The organism is Bacillus sp. FSL R5-0416, assembly GCF_037975425.1.
GTDB lineage: Bacteria > Bacillota > Bacilli > Bacillales > Bacillaceae > Bacillus > Bacillus subtilis.
The window spans coordinates 748956-771585 of the sequence record NZ_CP150252.1; the positions used below are offsets into that span (position 1 = coordinate 748956).

Genomic DNA, 22630 nt, shown 5'->3' on the forward strand with positions numbered 1-22630 from the left:
GGATGGAGCCGGTCAACGAGCCTGTCAGAAAAGCCCCGGTTTTAGAAAGAAAAAAAGCCGGTCGCGTCAGTCCCAAACGCATACTGTTCCATGTTTTTACGGCAACGCTGGCGGTGTTACTGCTGTACCCGGTCATTTGGCTGTTTGTCAGCTCGTTTAAAGAAAGCGCCAGTATTTTTACAACCTCACATTCTCTCATTCCCGACCCTTTTATTCTCAGTAACTATGCTGAAGGGTGGAAGGGTATCGCGGGACAGCCGTTTCTGACGTTTATTAAAAACTCGGCGATCATTGTCGGACTGTCAACAATCGGTGCCGTCCTGTCATCGGCTGTCATTGCGTACGGATTTGCGCGTATTCCGTTTAAGGGAAAAAAATTTTGGTTTGCGTGCATGATGGGGACGTTAATGCTGCCTCATGAAGTGTTGATGATTCCGCAGTATATTATGTTTGCGAAATTAGACTGGCTGAATTCCTTTAAACCAATTGTCGTTCCGCAATTTTTCGGGCATGCGTTTTTTATCTTTCTGATGATCCAGTTTATCCGGACGATTCCCGAGGAGCTGGATGAAGCCGCGCGAATCGACGGATGCGGACGCTTTGCCTGCTTTTGGCGGATCATTCTCCCGCTGATTGCCCCCGCGCTTGCGACGTCTGCGATTTTCTCCTTCTATTGGAAGTGGGAGGAGCTGATTCAGCCGCTCTTGTATTTGAATAAGCCGGAGCTTTACCCTGTTTCACTTGCGCTGAAGCTTTTTCTCGATACAGAGTCGGCTTCGAACTGGGGCGCGATGTTTGCCATGTCAGCCGTCTCGTTATTGCCTGTGATTCTTGTTTTCTTTTTGTTTCAGAAATATATCGTTCAGGGCATCAGTACGACCGGATTAAAATAAAAAGGAGTGTTGCAGATGGCACAGCTTATCTTTGATGAAGAAAAGGTGACGTCGGTTATTGACCGGATCGTGAAACGGACATTTCAGATGGATTTTGCGTGGGATTGGCCGGGCGGCGTCGCGTTTTACGGCGTGGCGGAGGCCTATGAAGCGACGGAAAACGAGGAATATATCAATCTGTTAAAAACGTGGGTGGATGAACAGCTGGAGGATGGGCTGCCGCCGCTATCAATCAACGGAGTTTCCATCGGGCATACGCTTTTGTTCCTCCACAAGGTGACGGGTGATGACGTGTATTTGGAAACAGCGGCCGAGATGGCGGAATATGTGCTGCATAAGGCGCCGCGCTTTGGCGAGGGTATCCTTCAGCATACGGTGAATGCGGCAGAATATGTGTTTCCTGAGCAGGCATGGGCGGATACGCTGATGATGGCTGGGCTGTTTATGCTGAGAATTGGGCGGGTCATGGAGCGTGAGGATTATTTTGAAGACGGCCTGCGCCAGTTTCACGGACATGAGGATGTGCTTCAGGACCCTGTCACGAATTTGTACTACCACGCCTGGGACAATAAAGCGCAAAATCATCTGTCGGGGATTTATTGGGGCAGGGCGAACGGCTGGGCGGCACTCACGATGGCAAAGGCGCTCCCGCTCATTGAGGTGACACATCCTTCCTTTATGATCATCGACGGATCGCTCAGAGACCAGCTGAGCGCGCTTGCCCGGCTTCAGGATGAATCAGGGCTGTGGCATACGATTTTGGATGATCCGGATTCTTATCTGGAGGTTTCGGCATCAGCGGGTATTGCTTCTGCTCTGATATCGAGCGGAAAGCTGTATACAAAATATGTGCAGAAATCGCTTGCCGCCATTTTGGATGCAGTGGAAGAGGACGGACGGGTCAGCAAGGTATCGGCCGGGACAGCCGTCATGAAAAATGCCGAAGGATACAAACAGGTGCCTTACAAACGAATACAAGGATGGGGGCAGGGACTTGCGCTGACGTTTCTTGCTGATGTTTTGAAAACGAAAAAACGCGTGTATCAGTAAAGACAGCGGCGGGGGGAAAGGGATGAAAAAACAGCCTCAACAGAAGGAACGGGTTTCTCGCTGGAAGGGAACGTATTTCAAAAGAAACTTTGTCTTCATTTTGCTGATTGCCTGTATTCCCGGATTGCTGACTGGCGGCGCAATCTACTTTCTTTCGATCGACAAGGTGGAGAAAGAGCTGCAGAGATCGCATGAAACACAGGTGGCGCGTGAGGTCAGCCGAATGGATGAGAAGCTGGGAGTGCTTGAACTGGCACTCACCCAGATGGCCTACGATTCTTCACTGATGAACGGATTGGCCGAGAGGGATTTGGAGAAAGACTTTACGTTCTCCTATCAATTAACGAAAAAACTGTTTCTTTTGCGGGACCAGCAGCCGCTGATCGAGCAGGCTTCCATCTTTCTGAACAGCCCCCGGCCACTTGTGCTGAGCCCTGAATACAGCGCTTTGACAGAACAGGAGGCGCTTCGCAAGTATCGCTCGCTGCTTGCCTCAGACCACAGCATTTATTGGAAACGGTCGGGAAACCAAGCGATGCTGATCCAGCTCATTCCGGGCGCGGCGGAGAAACCGTTCGGCGCGATCATGCTGGCGGTTGATCCGAAAGAAATGGAATCAATCCTGCAAAGCTTGTCCCCCTATCCTGATGGCAGTGCGCTGCTTTTAGATCAAAATCAAGAGGTGCTGTTTCATGAAGGGGAAAAAGATTTTGAAAAGACTTTACTTCAAGAGATAAAAAAACAGCCTGCTGAGAACGGCCATTTTCAGTTGGAATGGGAAGGCAAGGTGTATTCTGTCTCCTTTGGAGAAATGAACCGGATGCATCAGCAATGGACCTTTGTGTCAGCGGCGCCTCTTTCAGCTATTACAGCGCCGATGGTGTTTTTATCAAAAGTGATCATCGTGATGCTGGTCATTTGCATCGGTTTGGCGGTATGCATGACATGGTATGCATCAAAAAAAATCTATCGTCCCATTCAGCATTTGCTTGGCTTGTTTACCGGAGGAGAGAAGAAAGTATGGCAGGCGTCCGGGCAGGATGAATTCAAGTGGATTGAAAAGAGATGGCAGGATCTATCCCTTGAAAGCCGGAAGCTCCAAGAGCAGCTCCTGCGGCAGACGCCCCATATGAAAAAAAGTTTTTTGCAGCACCTCTTGCAGGGGGATTTTTACTATGACAACGAGGACAGTCTCAGATCTCGGATGGAGGAGGCCGGCTGGAACATCGGCGGAAACGTGTTTCATGTGCTTGATCTACAGGTGACAGGACTCCGCTGTGAAAAAAGCATCTTCTGTTGCGATGATGAACAGCTCGCTGTGTTTACACTGACTAATATCGCTGAGGAATTGGCGGATAAACGCGTTTTTCAGCTCTCCATACTTGATATCGGCCGGCTTTCTATCACCGTTCTTGTGATGAAAACAAACAGCTCTGATCTGAAGGCGTATATAACGGAGCTGGCACGCCAATTTGGGGATGTAACCGGACTATGCCTGACCTCGACATTGAGCAGCAAAACGGAGCGTATCACGGAAATCCCTTCTTTATTTCAGAATGTGAAAAGCGGCAAATCCCGCAGGCAGTTTGCTAACCGGGATCAGGTCATTGATTTGCAGGCCGACTTTCCTCAGAATGAGCAGTTCGCTCCTTATTACCCCTTTGAGCTGGAAAAACAAATTGTTCAGGCCATCCGGCTGGAAAGAAAACAGGAAGCCAAGGAACTGATAGATGGATGTATGAGGGAACTGGCGGAAAAGGCAGCCATAGACAGGCATGTGCATTCCGCCCTGATTCAGCTGTTTTCCCGCATTCAGGAGGATATTTTGCATTCCGGGCTCAATCCCAGCGAACTATTTCAGCACCGGAATCCGTTTCTTGATATTTCAGAATTGCGCGAACCTAATGAAGCGGCGGCCTGGCTGATGGATGCAGTGGTGACGCCTTACCTTTCCAAGCTTGAGGGCAGAAAAAACAGACAGCAAAAGCAGCTGGCAGAACGTGTGATTGCGATGATTCACGAACAGTATATGGCGGACATTTCATTGGAAAGCTGTGCCGATGCGCTTGGCATGAATTCATATACGTTAAGCAAGGCATTTAAGCAAGTGACCGGCATTAATTTTATCGATTATGTGACCCAGATCAGAATCGAAAAGGCGAAAGAACTGCTGGTCAATACGAATAAAAAAATTCATGACGTGTCAGAAGAAGTCGGCTACCGCCACAATTACTTTAACCGGATTTTTAAAAAACAGGTCGGCATGCCGCCGGGTGTCTTCAGGCAAATGTATCAGGAAACGCCGTGAAAGGAGAGAACATGTGATGAAGAAACCGATTCAAGTATTTTTAGCGGGGGATTCCACTGTGAGTGACTGCCCGCCTCATGAAGCGCCGATGGCGGGGTGGGGGCAGGTATTCGGGCAATTGTTTTCTGAAGAGGTAGTGGTGCACAATCATGCCAAAGGAGGAGCGAGCACCAATTCTTTTGTGGAGGAAGGAAGGCTTCAAGCAATTGCCGAATGCATCACACAAGGCGATTATTTGTTGATTCAATTCGGCCACAATGACCAAAAACCGCGGGGGACGAAGCCGTACTCCACATTTCAGCAGTTTCTTACCTTGTTTGCAGATACGGCACGCGAAAAGGGCGCGCATCCTGTGTTCGTCACATCGGTGCAGCGCCGCCGCTTTGATGAAAACGGACGGATCGAGCATTCCCTCGGTGAGTATCCCGATGCGATGAAAGCACTGGCGAAGGAGCTCGATGTACCTGTGATTGATCTGCTTGCGAAAACAAAGGTGCTGTATGAAGAATACGGGCCGGAGGAGTCGAAGCGATTGTTCGTTTGGTTTCAGCCGAATGAACATCCGAATTACCCGGACGGCATTGAGGACAATACGCATTTTTCGGAAAAAGGTGCAATGGAGGTTGCGAATCTTGTGGCAGAAGGCATTGAAGAGCTCGGACTTCCGCTTAAGGACCACCTTGTGAGCCGGGAGGGAAAAGAACATGTATAAGGAAGGCGCGTGCCTGTACCGCAATCCGCTCCGGTCTAAAAGCGATGTGAAGGACTGGCGGATGGAGGGAGGCGGACAGATCTCATTTGACGATCACAGCTTGCACCTGTCACATGTCCAGGACGATGTGCACTTTGTCTTTTGGTGTCCGGAAACCTTTCCAGACGGCATCATTGTGACATGGGACTTCTCTCCGATCGAGCAGCCGGGATTGTGTATGCTGTTTTTTTCTGCTGCGGGAATGGGAGGCGAGGATTTGTTTGATCCAAGTCTCCAGAAAAGAACAGGAAAATACCCCGAGTATCATTCGGGGGACATCAATGCGCTCCACCTGTCGTATTTCCGCAGAAAATACCCGGAGGAAAGAGCGTTCCGCACCTGCAATTTAAGAAAAAGCCGCGGTTTCCACCTCGCCGCAATGGGGGCCGATCCGCTGCCTTCTCCAGACGACGCTGATTCTCCGTATCGTATGAAGCTGATCAAAGACAAAGGCTATGTGCACTTTTCAATCAATGGTCTGCCCATTCTTGAGTGGATGGACGACGGCAGCACATATGGGCCTGTGTTAACAAAAGGAAAAATCGGGTTCCGGCAGATGGCCCCCATGAAAGCCGTTTACAGGGATTTTGCCGTGCATCAAGCGGTGAGAAGATGAAGACGACTGTAACGGATGCGCTTTATGCAGGCTGCGAAGCGGTGGTGAAAATAGCATGGCTCAACGGGCTGTGGCTGTTGTTTACACTTTTGGGCGGCGTTCTTTTCGGATGGGCGCCCAGCACAGCCGCGATGTGTGCCGTTATAAGGAAATGGCTGATGGGGCAAAAGGATGTCCCGATATTTCCGTTATTTCTCGATACCTATAAAAAAGAGTTTCTCAAGATTAATGCGATCGGATTGGCGTTTTCGGCTCTTTTGATCATATTGTCTGCCAACTATCATTATTTTTCTGCCAGTACGAATTGGCTGTCCTTTGCCGTAACAAACTGCACGCTGCTTGCAGGGCTTTTGTATATCATCGCGCTGATGTATGTGTTTCCCCTTTATGTGCATTACCAGCTCCCGCTTCGCAAATATATTCCGCAGGCACTGCTGTTTGGCGCCATGAGACCGCTGACAACCGGCTGTATGCTGATCGGGTGCGGATTTGTCCTTTATTTGCTTTATACGCTTCCTGGCCTGATCCCATTTTACGGCCCGTGTTTATTTGGGCTTGTGTTGATGTTTTTTGCTCTTAGGGGATTTCAAAAGACGGAGGCCCAGCATCATCAAGCCGGGTAACAAAAAAATGACAAATATGCAAAAAAGTGCAGTGTCCGAAATAGGCAGATGCAAAAAAGTGAAATTGAAGACAGCTCACACAGCGCATAAAATCCAATTTAAGTAAGCGCTTACAGATAAATGAGAAGGAGCTGTCTGATGATTACACGAAGGAAACGCATGTTTACCGCTGTTACGTTGCTGGTCTTGTTGGTGATGGGAGCCTCTGTATGTCCTGTGAAAGCTGAAGGGGCAGCGCGGCAGATGGAAGCGCTGAACCGGGGGCTTGTAGCGGTCAAGACGGACGGGGGCATTTTTGTCAGCTGGCGGTTTCTTGGAACCGAAAACGCATCTGTTTTGTTCAATGTGTACAGAGACGGGCAAAAACTGAATGCTGCGCCTGTCAAAACCACGAACTATGTGGATAAAAATGGATCGGCGGGTTCGACGTATACGGTCCGGGCTGTTGTAAACGGTACCGAACAGCCGGCTTCTGAAAAAGCCTCCGTATGGGCGCAGCCGTATCATTCCGTTCCGCTGGATAAACCGGCTGGCGGCACGACGCCAAAGGGTGAAGGTTACACGTACAGCGCTAATGACGCAAGTGTTGGCGATGTGGATGGTGACGGGCAATACGAGCTGATCCTGAAATGGGACCCGTCCAACTCAAAAGACAATTCACAGGATGGCTATACGGGTGACGTGCTGATTGACGCGTATAAACTGGACGGCACAAAGTTATGGCGGATCAATCTTGGCAAAAACATCAGAGCGGGCGCGCACTACACCCAGTTTATGGTGTATGACCTTGATGGTGACGGAAAAGCGGAAGTGGCAATGAAAACGGCAGACGGGACAAAAGACGGCACGGGCAAAGTAATTGGAGATGCCAATGCAGATTACAGAAATGAACAGGGGCGTGTGCTTTCAGGCCCTGAATATCTCACTGTGTTTCAAGGTTCAACCGGGAAAGAGCTTGTCACCGCAAATTTTGAACCGGCGCGCGGCAATGTGTCGGATTGGGGAGACAGCTACGGCAACCGTGTTGACCGTTTTCTCGCCGGCATTGCCTACCTTGATGGACAGCGGCCGAGCCTGATCATGACCAGAGGGTATTACGCTAAAACCATGCTAGTTGCCTATAACTTCAGGGATGGAAAGCTGTCAAAGCTTTGGACGCTGGACTCCTCAAAGTCAGGAAATGAAGCGTTTGCCGGACAGGGGAATCACAACCTGAGCATCGCGGACGTTGACGGGGATGGAAAAGATGAGATTATTTTCGGCTCAATGGCTGTTGATCATGACGGGAAAGGCATGTACTCGACCGGCTTAGGCCATGGGGATGCCCTCCATACAGGAGATCTTGATCCGGGCCGGCCGGGGCTTGAGGTGTTTCAAGTTCATGAGGACAAAAATGCAAAATACGGCTTATCTTTCCGGGATGCTGCAACCGGAAAAATCCTTTGGGGCGTTTATGCCGGCAAGGATGTAGGCCGGGGAATGGCTGCTGATATTGACCCGCGTTATCCGGGACAGGAAGTGTGGGCAAACGGTTCTCTCTACTCAGCGAAAGGAGTCAAAATCGGAAGCGGGGTTCCGTCCTCGACCAACTTCGGCATCTGGTGGGACGGCGATCTGCTCCGGGAACAGCTGGACAGCAACCGAATTGATAAGTGGGATTATCAAAACGGCGTATCGAAAAATGTGCTGACTGCATCAGGCGCAGCGGCTAACAACGGCACAAAAGCAACACCGGCGCTTCAGGATGATCTGCTCGGTGACTGGCGCGAGGAAGTCGTGTGGAGAACGGAGGACAGCAGTGCTCTGCGCATTTACACGACGACCATTCCGACTGAGCACAGGCTGTATACGTTGATGCACGATCCGGTGTACCGGCTTGGCATCGCCTGGCAAAATGTCGCCTATAACCAGCCGCCGCACACAAGCTTCTTTTTAGGAGACGGCATGGCGGAACAGCCAAAACCAAATATGTATACGCCTTAACTGAAAGGGGGAAGGAACGGGCTGCGCGCAGCCCGTTCCCATCAAATGAAACCAAAAAAGAGGCAAATGGAATACTTGACCAGAGGTTTGATTGCGGTAAAGACAGAACAGGGCGTGTTTGTCAGCTGGCGTTTTCTCGGCACGGATCATGAGACGACGGCTTTTCACCTTTATCGAGATGGAAAGCGGATCACCCGCGATCCAATCGCTGAAAGCACTAATTTTCTCGATCAAAACGGAACGGCTGACTCTGTTTATCAAGTGGCGGCTGTCAATAAAGGACGGGAAGAAAAGCTTTCCAAGGAAGCTCGTGTTTGGCAGGAAAATGTTCTGGAGGTTCCGCTTGCCAGACCGGAAGGCGGTGTGACGCCGGACGGAAAGCCGTACACTTACAGCGCCAATGATGCCAGTGTCGGGGATGTAGACGGGGATGGAGAATATGAAATGATCCTGAAGTGGGACCCATCCAATTCAAAAGACAACGCTCATGACGGTTATACCGGGGAGGTGCTCATAGATGCCTATAAACTGGACGGCACCTTTTTGTGGCGCATCAACCTCGGCAGAAACATCAGGGCGGGCGCTCATTACACGCAATTTATGGTGTATGACCTGGATGGTGACGGAAAAGCAGAAATCGCCATGAAAACAGCTGACGGCACAACAGACGGGAAAGGACATATCATCGGTGATGAGCATGCCGATTTTAGAAACGAACAGGGCAGAATTATGTCCGGTCCGGAATATTTGACGGTGTTTAAAGGAGAAACCGGTGAGGCGCTCACAACCGTGGAATATGAACCGCCCCGCGGCAAGCTGGAGGATTGGGGAGACGGCTATGGAAACCGGATGGACCGTTTTCTCGCCGGGATCGCTTATTTGGATGGGGAGCGGCCGAGCCTTGTAATGGCACGCGGCTACTATACGAGAGCCGTGCTCGTGGCATACGATTTCAGAAACGGAAGGCTCAAAAAACGCTGGGTATTTGACTCCAACCAGCCGGGACATGAAGCGTACGCAGGACAGGGGAACCACAGCTTAAGCGTGGCGGATATCGACGGAGACGGAAAAGATGAAATCATATACGGCGCAATGGCTGTCGATCATGACGGAACCGGCCTGTACTCAACGGGGCTCGGGCACGGAGACGCGATGCATGTAGGGGATCTGGACCCGTCACGAAAAGGGCTTGAAGTGTTCCAGGTGCATGAGGACGCCACGAAGCCGTACGGACTGTCGCTGCGAGATGCCGGAACCGGTGAGATATTATGGGGCGTCCATGCTGGAACTGACGTTGGCCGGGGCATGGCGGCTCATATTGACCCAAGCTACAAAGGGTCGCTCGTCTGGGGAATTGATCCGCCGGGCAATGATGGCATGTCGTATGGGCTTTTTACGAGCAAAGGCGAAAAAATCAGCGACAAAGCGCCCTCTTCAGCCAATTTCGCCATCTGGTGGGACGGTGATTTGGTCAGAGAACTGCTTGATCATGACTGGGACGGAACGATCGGCAGGCCAAAGATTGAAAAATGGGATGCTGAAAACGGCTGTCTGAAGACGATATTTCAGCCGGCCGGCGTGCTGTCCAACAACGGCACGAAAGGAAACCCGGTTCTTCAGGCCAACCTGTTCGGAGACTGGCGGGAAGAAGTGATATGGAGAACGGAAGACAGCAGCGCGCTCCGTATCTATACAACGACACATCTCACCCGCCACCGCTTTTACACGCTGATGCATGATCCGGTTTACAGGCTCGGCATCGCCTGGCAGAATACCGCCTACAACCAGCCGCCGCACACGAGCTTTTACCTCGGAACGGGAATGAAAAAACCGCCGAAGCCCGCCCTGTACATAGCGGGAAGCAAAGCGGAGGCGCCGCTGTAGGAGGACTAAGGGATAAGACGTAAAGGCTGAACGCTACGACAAGATGATTAGAGAACGGGCAGGACGAACCAATGCACAAACGCTGTACGCACCGGTTTTTTCAAGGGAAGAGCTATCCGTGATGGAAGCTGTATAAAAACGAGGGGGAATGAAAAATGGCAAATCATATTTATCTTGCCGGCGATTCGACTGTTCAAACGTATGGAGACAGCACAAATCAAGGGGGCTGGGGGCAGTTTCTCGGCTCGCATCTGCCGGAGCATATTCAGGTGATCAACAGAGCGATCGGGGGAAGAAGCTCGAAAACATTTGTGGAAGAGGGCAGGCTTCAGGCAATCCTTGATGTGATCGAGCCGGATGATTGGCTGTTCGTGCAGATGGGCCATAATGACGCGTCGAAAAATAAGCCGGAGCGCTACACCGAGCCCTACACTACTTATAAACAATATTTAAAGCAGTATATCGCAGGCGCGCGGGAAAAAGGCGCCCATCCGCTTCTCATTACCCCCGTAGCCCGCTTTCATTACGAAAACGGCGTGTTTTTGAACGATTTTCCAGATTACTGCATTGCCATGAAGCAGACGGCTGAAGAGGAAAATGTCCAGCTCATTGATCTGATGGAGAAAAGCCTTGCTTTCTTTACTGAGAAGGGCGAGGAAAAAGTATACACCTATTTTATGATTTCAGAAGGGATTAACGATTACACGCATTTTACAAAAAAAGGCGCAAATGAAATGGCGAAACTTGTGGCAAAAGGCATAAAGGAGCTCGGCCTGCCATTGACAGAATCGATCATCAAAGAAAGGTGAAAATATGATGAGAAAACTGTATCATGGCGCTTGCTATTATCCGGAATTATGGGATGAAGAGACGATTCAGCAGGACATTGACATCATGCGTGAAGTTGGCGTAAATGTTGTGCGGATCGGCGAATTTGCCTGGTCTGTCATGGAACCTGAAGAAGGAAAAATTGACGTCGGTTTTTTCAAAGAAATCATCGCCCGGCTGTATGATAGCGGGATCGAAACGATTATGTGCACGCCGACGCCTACACCGCCGATTTGGTTCTCACATGGCCGGCCCGAACGCATGCATGCCAATGAAAAAAGAGAGATCATGGGGCATGGCTCCCGTCAGCATGCCTGTACGAACAACCCGTATTTCCGAAAAAAAGCCGCCATCATCACCACAGCCATCGCCAAGGAGCTTGGCCGGCTCCCGGGGCTGATCGGCTGGCAGCTAGACAATGAGTTTAAATGCCATGTTGCAGAATGCATGTGTGAGACATGCTTGCGCCTATGGCATGACTGGCTCAAAAATTGCTACGGGGTAATTGAGCGCTTGAATGAAGCTTGGGGAACCGATGTGTGGAGCGAGACCTATCAGACGTTTGAGCAAGTCCCGCAGCCGGGACCGGCCCCGTTTCTGCATCATGCCTCTCTACGCACTATGTATCAGATGTTTTCGATGGAGATGATCGCTTCGTTTGCGGATGAACAGGCCAAAATCATCCGCTGCTATTCAGATGCGCCGATCACGCATAACGGATCAGTCATGTTCAGCGTGGACAATGAGCGAATGTTTCAGAATCTCGATTTTGCCTCCTATGACACGTACGCTTCGCAGGAAAACGCCTCTGCCTTTTTATTGAACTGTGATTTATGGAGAAATCTGAAACAAGGGCGCCCGTTTTGGATTTTGGAAACGAGTCCGTCGTATGCCGCCTCGCTTGAAAGCTCCGCTTACCCGCACGCAGACGGGTATTTGCAGGCCGAAGCCGTATCGTCCTACGCCTTAGGGAGCCAGGGGTTTTGCTACTGGCTATGGCGACAGCAGCGTTCAGGCAGCGAGATTTCCCACGGTTCGGTTCTCAGTGCCTGGGGCGAACCCACCATCGGCTATCAAAATGTGCTGGCGGTTGAGCGGGCAAGAAAGGAAATCGAGCCTATTATTCTATCGACTGAACCCGTTCAAGCCGAGGCGGCGATGACTTACTCTGACAGAGCAAAAGCATTTATTAAAACTGAGCCTCACCGGGGACTCCGGCATCGTTCGCTTGTGACGCATTTTTATGAACGTATTCTCAACACGGGGATTCACCGTGACCTTATTCCGGAAGGCGCTCCACTGGACGGCTATCGCTTGCTGTTTACGCCATTTGTGCCGTATTTGTCTTCTGAATTTATCAAAAAAGCTTCGGCATTCGCTGAAGCGGGCGGCATCTGGATCACCGGGCCGCTGACAGGAGGGCGCACATGCGAGCATACCATTCATACCGATTGCGGACTTGGCGAACTTGAGAAAACGTCAGGGATCAAAACACTTTTTACCTTTCCGATGAATGAGAACGTGAATACAGGAAAAGCGTTTGGCATCACGGCGCCGCTCGGACTATGGAGCGCGGTGTTTGACACAGAGAGCGGAAACACCCTTGGCACGGTTGAATCAGGACCGGGGGCGGGCCATGCATTTCTGACGGAACGGAATTACGGCGAGGGGAAAATTGTCATGCTGGGCTCGCTTCCATCCGGGAAAGAAGGGGATGCGATGCTGGAGGCGCTTGTCAGGCATTACGCCGCTGAGGCAGCCATTTCTGTCCGCTCGGATGTAACACCCGGCACGATCGTTGCCCCGCGCAAAGGCGATAACGGCCTTGTGTGGATCATCGTGAATATGGATGGAAAAGGAGGAAGTGTGACACTGCCGGAAGCGGGAACAGATCTGTTGACGAACCGTTTGGAAAAGGCGGGGAGGCTGGCGGTCGGACCGCATGAATACCGTGTGATTCAATTTGACAATCACAGCTGATTCTTTGCATCGAATCAGCTTTTTTCTATGGAGGGAGAGACCGATGAAAAAGATCAAATGGTTATCAGAACAGCCAAAGTTGACAAGCGGCGTGACGTGGGGCGTGCCATGGAAAAAAGGAGAATTAAAAAAGGGAGACCGTCTGGCGCTTATGAATGAAAACGCGGAAACGCGATATGTGCAAAGCGAACCGTCGGCCTATTGGCCGGACGGGAGCATCAAGTGGACGAAGCACGCGGCGGTGTTTGGCGGTCAGGAAAACCAAAGCTTTACAGTTCGCAAAAGAGAAGTGCCGCAGCCAACTGAATCGCTCAGCATTCTTGAGACAGAGCATGACATCCAAGTGAATACAGGAGCACTCGTTTGTACCATTCATAAAACAGGATCTGATTTCATTCAATCATTGCAGATCAACGGAAAGCCGATCGCCGCAGGCGGGAGGCTCGTTGCAATAAGAGAAACGAGAAAAGAGTCGGCGGCGGAAACGGTTTTTTTGCATGAAAGGTCTGCCAGCTTTATCAAACGGGCGGCGATTGAGCAGAGTGGTCCTGTCAAAGCAGTAGTCAAAATCGAGGGAGTGCATGTGCTCCATAAAACGTATGAGGAATGGCTGCCGTTTGTCATCCGATTAACGTTTTATGCCGGGCTGTCTGAGATCGGCCTTGTGCACACGCAGCTGATTGACAGGAGCGGTAAACTAGAATTCGTTAAGGGGCTCGGCATCGAATTCGACCTTTTTTTGGAGGGAGAGCCGTACAACCGCCATTTCCGCTTTGCGGGAGAGAAAGGGATGTACAAAGAACCCGCCCAACTGTTTGGCACACGTAAATTCAATGAACGATATCCGCTTTATGAAAAACAAATCAATGGCGAAATGCTGTCTCCAGATGAAGAGCATAAGGAATGGTTTGCACATGGCACACAGAATGCGGTTTGGGACGATGTCAAGCTCGTGCAAGATTCCAGCGATCATTACAGCCTGTCAAAACGGACCGGAAAAGATTATGCGTGGGTTGGAATGCTGCATGGCAGCCGGGCGAAGGGGCTTTGCTATGCGGGCGGAAAAAATGGCGGTGTGGCTCTCGGCCTGCGGTATTTCTTTGAGAAATACCCTTCAGCACTGGAAATCACAGGTCTTGCCGGCAGCCGCCCCAAAATGACTATCTGGCTTTGGCCTCCGGACGGCGAAGCGATGGATTTGCGGCATTATACAGGAAACACCCACGTGGCCAGCGCGTATGAAGGCTTTGATGAAATGCGCTCTGATCCGACAGGCATTGCGAACACAAATGAAATCAGCCTGGCGTGCTTTTCGCACATGCCGTCTGACGAAGTCCTCAATGCGCTGGCTGACAAATGGCAGGCGCCGCCGCTCATTGTATGCGAGCCGGACGTCTATTACGAATCAAAAGCACTCGGGGTATGGAGCATCATTGACACATCCCATCCGCTCAAAAAAGAGCTGGAAGAACAGCTTGATGCGGCCTTTCTGTTTTATAAAAAGGAAGTAGAGCAACGCAGATGGTACGGTTTTTGGCATTATGGCGATGTCATGCATACGTATGACCCGATTCGGCATATGTGGCGGTACGATCTCGGCGGATACGCATGGCAAAACAATGAGCTCGTTCCGACCCTATGGCTGTGGCAGGCGTTTTTCCGCTCAGGCAGAGAGGATATCTTTCGCATGGCAGAAGCCATGACCCGCCATACGAGCGAAACGGACAGCTTTCACCTCGGTGAATACGCCGGGCTTGGCTCACGGCATAACGTTGTGCACTGGGGATGCGGCTGCAAGGAAGCGAGAATCAGCATGGCCGGGCTTTATAAATTCTATTATTATCTGACGGGTGATGAGCGGACGGGAGATCTTTTGACAGAAGTGAAGGATGCCGATTATGCCCTCGTCAAAACCGATCCGATGCGCGCTTTTTACGAGAAAGGCAAGCACCCGACTCACGCCAGAACGGGACCGGACTGGGCGGCGTTTTGCTCGAACTGGCTGGCGGAATGGGAGCGGACCGAAAATCCGGAATATCTCAAAAAAATCGAAACGGGAATCAACTGTCTGAAGCGGCTGCCGCTCCGCTTATTATCTGGCCCGACATTTGAATATGATCCGGCGACCTCGATGCTTCATCATATAGGAGACGGCATTGCGGGCGGATATCATATGATCATTGCCTTCGGCGCGCCGCAAGTGTGGATGGAGCTGGCTGAGCTTCTTGATGACCGGGAATGGGAGGATATGCTGAGTGAATTCGGCGAATTTTACACACTCAGTGATGAGGAAAAACGAAAAAAAAGCGGAGGCGCTCTTCATGACGGGCATTTTCACTGGCCGATGTTCGCCGCCGGTATGACAGCCTACGCCGCAAGAAAAAAACAAGATCCTCATCTCGCCGCCAAAGCGTGGAATCTTTTGCTAGAAGATAAGCTCAGCCATACGCCGCTTCCGATCAAACCGGAGCGCATCGAGACATGGACGCAGCTAGAGGAGCTTCCATGGGTGACAACGAACACTGTCTCTCAATGGTGTTTAAATGTCATAGCGGCGCTGGAACTGATCGGAGATTCCCTTCCGGCAAAAAAAGAAACATCGGACAAAAAAGGATAACAGCCGGAATTTCATAGGAGAAATGGTGCAAAAAATGAAGATTGCAAGAATTTATGTAAGCGCTTTATATTGAGAGGGGCAAAGGGGAAATGCAAATTGAAAAAAGGGGGACTTACGCAACATGAAAATAAGAATGCGAAAAAAATGGATCGCCTTGCCGCTTGCTGCCATGATGATCGCCGGATGCAGCCATTCGGAAACATCCAATTCAGCAAGCGGTTCGAAAGATACGATCAAAATTATGGCGCCGCTTTTATCGCCGGAAAGCCCGAGTGATAAGAGCCCTTCATTAAAAGCGCTCGAAAAATACACAGGCAAAGAGATTAAGGTCACATGGGTGCCTGATTCATCCTACAACGACAAATTCAACATCGTCATGGCTTCAGGAGAGATGCCTCACGCGATTGTCATTAAAGATAAGTCAGCCGGCTTTATCAAGTCTGTCAAAGCAGGGGCGTTTTGGGAACTGTCTCCTTATTTAAAAGACTACAAGAATTTAAGCCAGGCAGATGAAAAGATTTTGAAGAACAGCTCGGTGAACGCCGAGGTGTACGGAATCTACAGAACGAGGGATCTGATCAGGGCGTGTATGATCATCAGAACCGACTGGCTGAAAAATGTCGGTCTGGATATGCCGGAAACGCTTGATGATTTCTATGAAGTGCTGAAAGCCTTTAAGGAAAAAGATCCTGACGGAAACGGCAAGGATGATACGTACGGCATGGTCGTGCCGAAATGGATGGGACTCGGCAACGGAAGCCCATGGGATGTTCTGCAAATCTGGTTCGGCGCTCCGAACCGCTACGGTGTTGAAAACGGAAAGCTGATTCCAGATTTTACAACGAAGGAATACATGAATGCGCTCACGTTTTTTAAAAAGCTCTATGATGAGGGATTGATTAATAAGGATTTTGCTGTCATGGATTCTGCGAAGTGGAATGATCCGGTTGTAAAAGGAAAAGCGGGTGTCATCGTTGATACAGGCTCAAGAGCGTCTCAAATCCAAAGCGCGATGGAGGAGGCGGATGAGTCGAACAAGGATATCATTGATATCGTCGGCTCGCTTGAGGGACCGAATGGCAAGCGCACTTTCCCGACATCTGGTTATTCAGGCATGATCACGATACCAAAATCAAGCGTCAAAACTGAAAAAGAGCTGAAAGAGGTGCTGTCCTTCCTCGATAAGATGAATGATAAGGAAGCGCAGATTCTCACGAACAACGGAGTGAAGGGCCGCAATTACGAGCTCAAGGACGGCGTATTCACTTCACTTGAAAAAAATAACAAATCTCTCCTGTATGAGCATGAAGGCTTGGCACAGTTCAGCATGTCGATTCCGAAAAGCGAGTATTACATCGAAGACCAGAAAACCAAGCTCTTCCAGCATCGCAAGGACATCATAACCGAAGGAGAAAAAATAGCCGTCTTTAACCCGGCTGAGTCGCTTGTATCTGATGTCTATACCCAAAAAGGTGCCCAGCTTGACAACATCATCCTCGACGCGAGAACACAATTTATCATTGGAGAAATTGATGAAAAAGGGTTCGCTGATGCAGTGGAGCTTTGGAAAAAAAGCGGCGGCAATGACCTGATGAAGGACTTGAACAAATTGTACCAATCGTCAAAATAAACCGATGCGCCTGCCTTTCGGCGGGCGCCCCGGTAACACGAAAGGAGAACAGATATGGAAACAGTGCCGAAGAAGGGAGATTCACCTGTTCTCACCGCTGGAAAAGGCATCAGCTGGATGGCTGCGCTCAAACGGGACAAATGGCTTTATCTTCTTCTTATTCCCGGTCTGCTTTATTTTTTGATTTTTAAATACTTGCCGATGTGGGGCGTGCTGATCGCTTTTAAAGACTACTCGCCATATCTTGGCTTCTGGAAAAGCGAATGGGTCGGCTTTGATTATTTCAAAGACTTTTTTATGAATCCGGATTTTTTCCGGCTGCTGCGCAACACCCTCATGCTGGCGAGCCTGGATCTTTTGTTTGCCTTTCCCGCGCCTCTCATTTTAGCCCTGCTTTTGAATGAGGTAAGAAAGGCCGTGTATAAAAGATGTATCCAAACCTTCATTTACGTACCCCATTTTGTATCATGGACAATTGTGGTCAGCATCACCTTCGTTTTCTTTACTGTCGATACAGGTGTGATCAACAAAATGATCATGAGCCTGACAGGTGAGCAGATTTCTTTCTTGTCGGATGCAGACTGGTTCCGGCCGATGATTGTGATGCAAAGCATTTGGAAGGAAACAGGCTGGGGAACGATTCTATTTTTGGCAGCGCTTGCTACGGTTGATCAAGAGCAGTATGAAGCGGCCATCATGGACGGAGCGGGGCGGTTCAGGAGAATGTGGCATATTACGCTGCCGGCGATCAGAAGCACCATTATCGTTTTGTTGATTTTAAGAATCGGCAGCTTTTTGAATCTTGGCTTTGAACAGGTGTATTTGATGACGAACTCACTCAACCGCAGTGTGGCTGACATCTTCGACACGTATGTGTACATGATGGGGATTACCCAAGGGGCGTATAGCTACAGCACGGCGGTCGGTTTGTTTAAATCAGTTGTCGGGATTATCTTGATTTTTGGCGCCAATTACATTGCGAAAAAGTTTGATCAGGAAGGATTGTTTTAGAGGAGGGAGAGGTATGGCTGAAATTCACACGATGCACAACACCAAAGCCGGACGGGTGTTTGACGTCTGCAACATTCTGTTTCTCGGCGGTGTCGGCGCGATTACCATTTTGCCGTTTTTATATATTATCGCCGGTTCCTTTGCGACAGAAGCGGAACTCGCCCAGCGGAGCTTCTTTATTTTCCCGAAAACCTTTACGCTTGATGCTTACAAGTATGTGTTTTCGACACCAACGTTCCTTCGAAGCATGGGTGTGTCCATCTTCATCACGGTTGTTGGGACGGCTGTACAGCTGTTTTTCACCTTCACGATGGCGTATCCGCTGGCGAAGCGGCATGTGAAGGGACGGAATCTGCTGTTGAATCTGGTGATTTTCTCCATGCTGTTTTCAGGCGGCATGATTCCGACGTACCTTGTCGTAAAATCACTTGGCCTTTTGGATACGTATTGGGCATTGATTCTGCCGATGGCGATTAATCCGTTCAACCTTATTATTATCAAAAACTTCTTTCAGCAGCTGCCGCGCGAGCTGGAGGAATCAGCAAAAATTGACGGCTGTTCCGAAATCGGCGTCTTCTGGCGGATCGCCCTGCCACTGTCAAAGCCAGTTATTGCGACCTTTGCGCTGTTTTATGCGGTCGGGATTTGGAATGATTTCTTCCACGCTCTCTTATATATCAATGACAGTGCAAAATGGCCGCTGCAAATGGTGCTTCGCCAAGTCACAATTTTATCGGATTTAACGGCGACCAATGGTGATACGATGCAAAATGCAGTTCCGCCGGAGCAGGGAATTAAACTCGCTGTCATTGTCATTGCGACGCTGCCGATTTTGGCGGTCTATCCATTTTTACAAAAACACTTTGCAAAAGGAATGCTGATCGGTTCGGTGAAAGGCTGAGAAAGGGAGTGTTTCATATCAGTACATTAGATCAGATTAAGATTGCCTATATCGGCGGGGGGTCCCAAGGCTGGGCCAGAAGCCTGATGAGTGATTTGTCGATTGATGAACGGATGTCAGGCACGGTGGCGCTCTATGATCTTGATTTTGAAGCCGCTCAGAAAAATGAAGTGATCGGCAATCACAGCGGGAACGGCAGATGGAGATATGAGGCTGTTTCTACTTTGAAAAAGGCGTTATCAGCCGCTGATATCGTCATTATTTCCATTTTGCCGGGATCACTGGATGATATGGAAGTCGATGTCCACTTGCCTGAGCGCTGCGGTATTTATCAGTCTGTAGGTGATACTGTCGGGCCTGGAGGGATCATCAGGGGCTTGCGTGCTGTGCCGATATTTGCGGAAATTGCCCGGGCAATAAGAGACTACGCACCTGAATCATGGGTCATTAATTATACAAACCCGATGTCTGTCTGTACAAGAGTGCTGTATAAAGTGTTTCCCGGAATCAAAGCGATTGGCTGCTGCCACGAGGTATTCGGGACGCAAAAGCTATTGGCGGAAATGGTCACGGAAAGGCTGGGGATAGAGGTGCCGCGGCGTGAGGATATCCGCGTTAATGTGCTCGGCATTAACCATTTTACATGGATCACAAAAGCCTCTTACCGCCATATTGACCTGCTGCCTATATTCCGTGAATTCAGCGCGCACTATGGGGAATCAGGATATGAGCTGGAGGCGGAAAGCTGGAGGGACAGCGTCTTTTGTTCGGCACACCGTGTTGCGTTTAATTTATTTGAAACGTATGGCGCCATCCCTGCTGCAGGAGACAGGCATCTGGCAGAGTTTCTTCCCGGCCCATACCTCAAACAGCCTGAAGTATGGAAATTTCATCTCACACCTATATCATTCAGAAAAAAAGACAGAGCTGAGAAACGACAAGAAACAGAACGGTTGATCGTGCAACAACGGGGCGTTGCTGAGAAAGCTTCGGGAGAAGAAGGCGTGAACATCATAGCGGCTCTTCTCGGATTGGGTGAACTCGTCACAAATGTAAATATGCCGAATCAAGGCCAGGTCTCAAACCTTCCTATACAAGCCATTGTCGAAACAAACGCATTCATCACAAGGAACCGTGTCCAGCCGATTTTTTCCGGAGCGCTTCCGAAAGGTGTGGAAATGCTGGCAGCTAGGCATATATCCAATCAAGAGGCAGTGTCGGAAGCAGGTCTAACAAAGGATACTGGCCTCGCGTTTCAAGCTTTCCTCAATGACCCGCTTGTCAGGATTGACCGCAGTGATGCAGAGCAGCTTTTCAATGACATGCTCCAATGCACCATGCAACGTTGAGCGGAGCTTTTCCGGTTTAGAAAAGAAACCATTGACCATACTGATAGTATAATCAAGAAGTAGGTGCTATCAATATGGGAGATTATTTAAGTGTTGCGGTAGAATTGGTCTGCGGTTTAGGCATTTTATTTATTATCTTAAAGCTTCTCGGGAAAACCCAATTTTCTCAAATTACGCCGTTTGACTTTATTTCTGCTTTAATTTTAGGAGAATTGGTCGGAAATGCCGTCTACGATCATGATATCAAAATCAAAGAAATCATTTTTGCTTCGCTGCTGTGGGGCGTGCTGATTTATGTTATTGAATTTATCACGCAAAAAATGAAATCATCGCGAAAGTTCTTGGAGGGTGAGCCGAATATCGTCATCCGCAAAGGAGAGCTTCAATATAAAGTAATGAAGAAAAATAAGATAGACATTAACCAGCTGCAAAGCCTATTGAGGCAAGCGGGGAGTTTTTCCATCCAAGAAGTAGAATATGCGATTTTGGAAACAAACGGGATGGTCAGCGTGCTTCCAAAATCAGACTTTGACAAACCGACAAATAAGGATTTGCAGATTCCTTCGAAGTCCGTTTCTCTGCCGATCACGTTAATCATAGATGGAGAGATTGTGCGGGATAATTTGAAGGAAGCAGGTGTGGATGAACAGTGGCTGAAACAAGAATTGAAAAAGAAGAACATTGATAAGACAGAGGACGTGTTATTTGCAGAATGGCATAAAAATAAGCCGCTGTATACTGTAACGTACGAACAAAGCAGATCAACATGACTCTTAGAAAAAAGCTTGCAGCAAGGCGCAAGCTTTTTATTGATTGTATGTCCCTTGTTTGACAGCACGTACATGGTACATGCTCACTTCAGTGCTGATCAGATAGTCAGGCTTTGGTTTGCCTTTGTTTGCTTTATGGCCGGCGATATGCGCATCGCTTTTTTCCCATTGCTTCCAGTGATCCTCTGATTCCCAGCGAATCATGACAACAACTTCTTCATCACCGCGGCGCACATTTTTCTCAAGCACTGTCACATCAATTAAACCTTCTTGTTTTTCAATGATTCCTTCAGCGCTGAAACGTTCTATAACTTTATCTGCAAAGCCTTCTTTAACCGTCATTTTTCTCAACTGTACAAACATTTGTCTCACTCCAATCATTCTCACATATGAATAATTGTAAATGAAATTCATTCTCAATGTCAAAGAAAGCGCAGGACGGAATCGAACCGCCGTGCGCAACAGTTTATTCTTTTAATAAAAACACATTTCCGTCTTCGTCCTTAAATTGAACGAAGGTGCCCCACTCCATTTGATTGGGCTCACCGAGAAATTCTACACCGTTTGTCTTCATTTTCTCGTATGTACCAAAGATGTCTTCGCATTCAAACACAATAGAAGCCTTCATTTGCTCTGAGCCTTTCATCATGGCTTTCGGGTAAATGACTAAACGAGTCTCGGCCCCTTTTGGCGCAACCTCCAGCCAGCTTGCTTCAGGTCCCATTGGGTGGTCCGCTGCAATATCAAAGCCTACCTTCTCTGTCCAAAATTGCTTCGCTTTCTGCTGGTCCTCGACATATACAGCAACAGTGCCAATTTGTTTGATCATAGGGAAACCTCCAAGTTGAAAAGATAATAATACTATAACCTGTTTACGGCCGAAGTAACATAAAAAAATCAGCCGGGAAACCGGCTGATTTTTAAAATGAGCAGCTGACAACATCGATGTGATTTGTGTCTAAGGCGAAATAAACCCAGCGGCGCCGTGAGGAATCCCAATAAAAGCCGCCGACAGACCTTCTGCCAAGGATGATCGGGTAAAACCAAAATGAGCGGCCATTGGTTAACCAAACATAGGTAAATCGGAAAAGGCAAGGACGAATGGTGATTGGTTCAACTAACAAAACGGCTCCTTGAGAACCCTGCGGTTTTGGGGGTTTCGCTGGTATTTGGGAAGGAGGAGGTCCCTGTGGCGCACCGCTGAAGCCTGGGCTGGCACCGCTGCCAATACCAGGGCCGGAGCCGCCGCCAAAGCCTGGAACAGCGCCACCGCCAATGCCAGGGCCGGAGCCGCCGCCGAAGCCCGGAACAGCGCCGCTGCCAATGCCAGGCCATGGATATCGGTATTCATATTCAAAAGCAGGCCAAGGCTCATAAAAATGCCCCGCAAACATATAAGGATCAACATAATACATGTGATAACGTCCTTTCTCATT

The 22630-nt window shown here is 49.4% G+C and carries 19 protein-coding genes; 16 read left to right on the plus strand and 3 right to left on the minus strand.

What is annotated here, in order from left to right; genetic code table 11:
* Window positions 1–2 precede the first annotated feature (2 nt).
* From NYE20_RS03900 to NYE20_RS03975, 16 genes are all read left to right on the plus strand, one after another.
* Window positions 3–893: a carbohydrate ABC transporter permease gene (locus NYE20_RS03900; protein WP_015252615.1), complete on the plus strand. Its 891-nt coding sequence runs from the start codon at window positions 3–5 to the stop codon at window positions 891–893.
* A gap of 15 nt (window positions 894–908) precedes the next feature.
* On the plus strand, window positions 909–1943 hold the full coding sequence (gene yesR / locus NYE20_RS03905) for a rhamnogalacturonyl hydrolase YesR (protein ID WP_249851200.1): 1035 nt from the start codon (window positions 909–911) through the stop codon (window positions 1941–1943).
* A gap of 22 nt (window positions 1944–1965) precedes the next feature.
* The gene (yesS, locus tag NYE20_RS03910; protein WP_339184558.1) at window positions 1966–4251 is read left to right on the plus strand and encodes a transcriptional regulator YesS; all 2286 of its coding nucleotides are present in this window, start codon (window positions 1966–1968) and stop codon (window positions 4249–4251) included.
* 13 nt (window positions 4252–4264) lie between these two features.
* Window positions 4265–4963, plus strand: a complete 699-nt coding sequence (gene rhgT / locus NYE20_RS03915) for a rhamnogalacturonan acetylesterase (RefSeq protein ID WP_339184562.1) — start codon at window positions 4265–4267, stop codon at window positions 4961–4963.
* On the plus strand, window positions 4956–5618 hold the full coding sequence (locus NYE20_RS03920; protein WP_070548679.1) for a YesU family protein: 663 nt from the start codon (window positions 4956–4958) through the stop codon (window positions 5616–5618). The genes rhgT and NYE20_RS03920 overlap by 8 nt, the downstream gene beginning before the upstream one ends.
* The gene (locus NYE20_RS03925) at window positions 5615–6241 is read left to right on the plus strand and encodes a YesL family protein (protein WP_339184565.1); all 627 of its coding nucleotides are present in this window, start codon (window positions 5615–5617) and stop codon (window positions 6239–6241) included. The genes NYE20_RS03920 and NYE20_RS03925 overlap by 4 nt, the downstream gene beginning before the upstream one ends.
* A gap of 120 nt (window positions 6242–6361) precedes the next feature.
* Entirely contained in the window at window positions 6362–8224 is a 1863-nt protein-coding gene (gene rhgW / locus NYE20_RS03930; RefSeq protein ID WP_161621411.1) for a rhamnogalacturonan lyase, read from the plus strand.
* 45 nt (window positions 8225–8269) lie between these two features.
* Window positions 8270–10108: a rhamnogalacturonan exolyase gene (rhgX, locus tag NYE20_RS03935; RefSeq protein WP_161621412.1), complete on the plus strand. Its 1839-nt coding sequence runs from the start codon at window positions 8270–8272 to the stop codon at window positions 10106–10108.
* Window positions 10109–10263: 155 nt separating this feature from the next.
* The gene (locus tag NYE20_RS03940) at window positions 10264–10917 is read left to right on the plus strand and encodes a rhamnogalacturonan acetylesterase (protein WP_003233813.1); all 654 of its coding nucleotides are present in this window, start codon (window positions 10264–10266) and stop codon (window positions 10915–10917) included.
* 7 nt (window positions 10918–10924) lie between these two features.
* Entirely contained in the window at window positions 10925–12916 is a 1992-nt protein-coding gene (gene yesZ / locus NYE20_RS03945) for a beta-galactosidase YesZ (protein ID WP_128747340.1), read from the plus strand.
* A gap of 43 nt (window positions 12917–12959) precedes the next feature.
* A complete protein-coding gene (locus NYE20_RS03950; protein WP_161621413.1) occupies window positions 12960–15533 on the plus strand; it encodes a hypothetical protein in 2574 nt (857 codons plus the stop codon).
* Window positions 15534–15654: 121 nt separating this feature from the next.
* Window positions 15655–17163: an extracellular solute-binding protein gene (locus NYE20_RS03955; protein WP_339184571.1), complete on the plus strand. Its 1509-nt coding sequence runs from the start codon at window positions 15655–15657 to the stop codon at window positions 17161–17163.
* A 54-nt stretch (window positions 17164–17217) separates the two neighbouring features.
* Entirely contained in the window at window positions 17218–18174 is a 957-nt protein-coding gene (locus NYE20_RS03960; protein ID WP_003233808.1) for a sugar ABC transporter permease, read from the plus strand.
* Window positions 18175–18187: 13 nt separating this feature from the next.
* Window positions 18188–19075: a carbohydrate ABC transporter permease gene (locus tag NYE20_RS03965; protein WP_003242715.1), complete on the plus strand. Its 888-nt coding sequence runs from the start codon at window positions 18188–18190 to the stop codon at window positions 19073–19075.
* An 8-nt stretch (window positions 19076–19083) separates the two neighbouring features.
* Window positions 19084–20424, plus strand: coding sequence for an alpha-galacturonidase LplD (lplD, locus tag NYE20_RS03970; RefSeq protein WP_161619323.1), 1341 nt, complete (start codon window positions 19084–19086; stop codon window positions 20422–20424).
* A 74-nt stretch (window positions 20425–20498) separates the two neighbouring features.
* Window positions 20499–21194, plus strand: a complete 696-nt coding sequence (locus NYE20_RS03975) for a DUF421 domain-containing protein (RefSeq protein WP_032726686.1) — start codon at window positions 20499–20501, stop codon at window positions 21192–21194.
* A gap of 36 nt (window positions 21195–21230) precedes the next feature.
* Here the strand turns inward: NYE20_RS03975 and hmoA are convergent, their stop codons facing one another.
* The 3 genes from hmoA to NYE20_RS03990 form a co-directional block, all read right to left on the minus strand.
* Entirely contained in the window at window positions 21231–21557 is a 327-nt protein-coding gene (hmoA, locus tag NYE20_RS03980; RefSeq protein WP_003243958.1) for a heme-degrading oxygenase HmoA, read from the minus strand.
* A 103-nt stretch (window positions 21558–21660) separates the two neighbouring features.
* Window positions 21661–22023, minus strand: coding sequence for a VOC family protein (locus tag NYE20_RS03985; protein ID WP_003233803.1), 363 nt, complete (start codon window positions 22021–22023; stop codon window positions 21661–21663).
* 91 nt (window positions 22024–22114) lie between these two features.
* Entirely contained in the window at window positions 22115–22609 is a 495-nt protein-coding gene (locus NYE20_RS03990; RefSeq protein WP_161621415.1) for a hypothetical protein, read from the minus strand.
* Window positions 22610–22630 lie beyond the last annotated feature (21 nt).

What these genes read in the sequence shown, in the direction of transcription:
- NYE20_RS03920 (WP_070548679.1), top strand. Translation starts at nt 4,956, where the DNA reads ATGTATAAGGAAGGCGCGTGCCTGTACCGCAATCCGCTCCGGTCTAAA.
- NYE20_RS03975 (WP_032726686.1), top strand. Translation starts at nt 20,499, where the DNA reads ATGGGAGATTATTTAAGTGTTGCGGTAGAATTGGTCTGCGGTTTAGGC.
- rhgX (WP_161621412.1), top strand. Translation starts at nt 8,270, where the DNA reads ATGAAACCAAAAAAGAGGCAAATGGAATACTTGACCAGAGGTTTGATT.
- yesZ (WP_128747340.1), top strand. Translation starts at nt 10,925, where the DNA reads ATGAGAAAACTGTATCATGGCGCTTGCTATTATCCGGAATTATGGGAT.
- yesS (WP_339184558.1), top strand. Translation starts at nt 1,966, where the DNA reads ATGAAAAAACAGCCTCAACAGAAGGAACGGGTTTCTCGCTGGAAGGGA.
- NYE20_RS03900 (WP_015252615.1), top strand. Translation starts at nt 3, where the DNA reads ATGGAGCCGGTCAACGAGCCTGTCAGAAAAGCCCCGGTTTTAGAAAGA.
- yesR (WP_249851200.1), top strand. Translation starts at nt 909, where the DNA reads ATGGCACAGCTTATCTTTGATGAAGAAAAGGTGACGTCGGTTATTGAC.
- NYE20_RS03955 (WP_339184571.1), top strand. Translation starts at nt 15,655, where the DNA reads ATGAAAATAAGAATGCGAAAAAAATGGATCGCCTTGCCGCTTGCTGCC.
- rhgW (WP_161621411.1), top strand. Translation starts at nt 6,362, where the DNA reads ATGAGAAGGAGCTGTCTGATGATTACACGAAGGAAACGCATGTTTACC.
- NYE20_RS03965 (WP_003242715.1), top strand. Translation starts at nt 18,188, where the DNA reads ATGGCTGAAATTCACACGATGCACAACACCAAAGCCGGACGGGTGTTT.
- hmoA (WP_003243958.1), bottom strand. Translation starts at nt 21,557, where the DNA reads ATGTTTGTACAGTTGAGAAAAATGACGGTTAAAGAAGGCTTTGCAGAT.
- NYE20_RS03960 (WP_003233808.1), top strand. Translation starts at nt 17,218, where the DNA reads ATGGAAACAGTGCCGAAGAAGGGAGATTCACCTGTTCTCACCGCTGGA.
- NYE20_RS03985 (WP_003233803.1), bottom strand. Translation starts at nt 22,023, where the DNA reads ATGATCAAACAAATTGGCACTGTTGCTGTATATGTCGAGGACCAGCAG.
- NYE20_RS03925 (WP_339184565.1), top strand. Translation starts at nt 5,615, where the DNA reads ATGAAGACGACTGTAACGGATGCGCTTTATGCAGGCTGCGAAGCGGTG.
- NYE20_RS03990 (WP_161621415.1), bottom strand. Translation starts at nt 22,609, where the DNA reads ATGTATTATGTTGATCCTTATATGTTTGCGGGGCATTTTTATGAGCCT.
- NYE20_RS03940 (WP_003233813.1), top strand. Translation starts at nt 10,264, where the DNA reads ATGGCAAATCATATTTATCTTGCCGGCGATTCGACTGTTCAAACGTAT.
- NYE20_RS03950 (WP_161621413.1), top strand. Translation starts at nt 12,960, where the DNA reads ATGAAAAAGATCAAATGGTTATCAGAACAGCCAAAGTTGACAAGCGGC.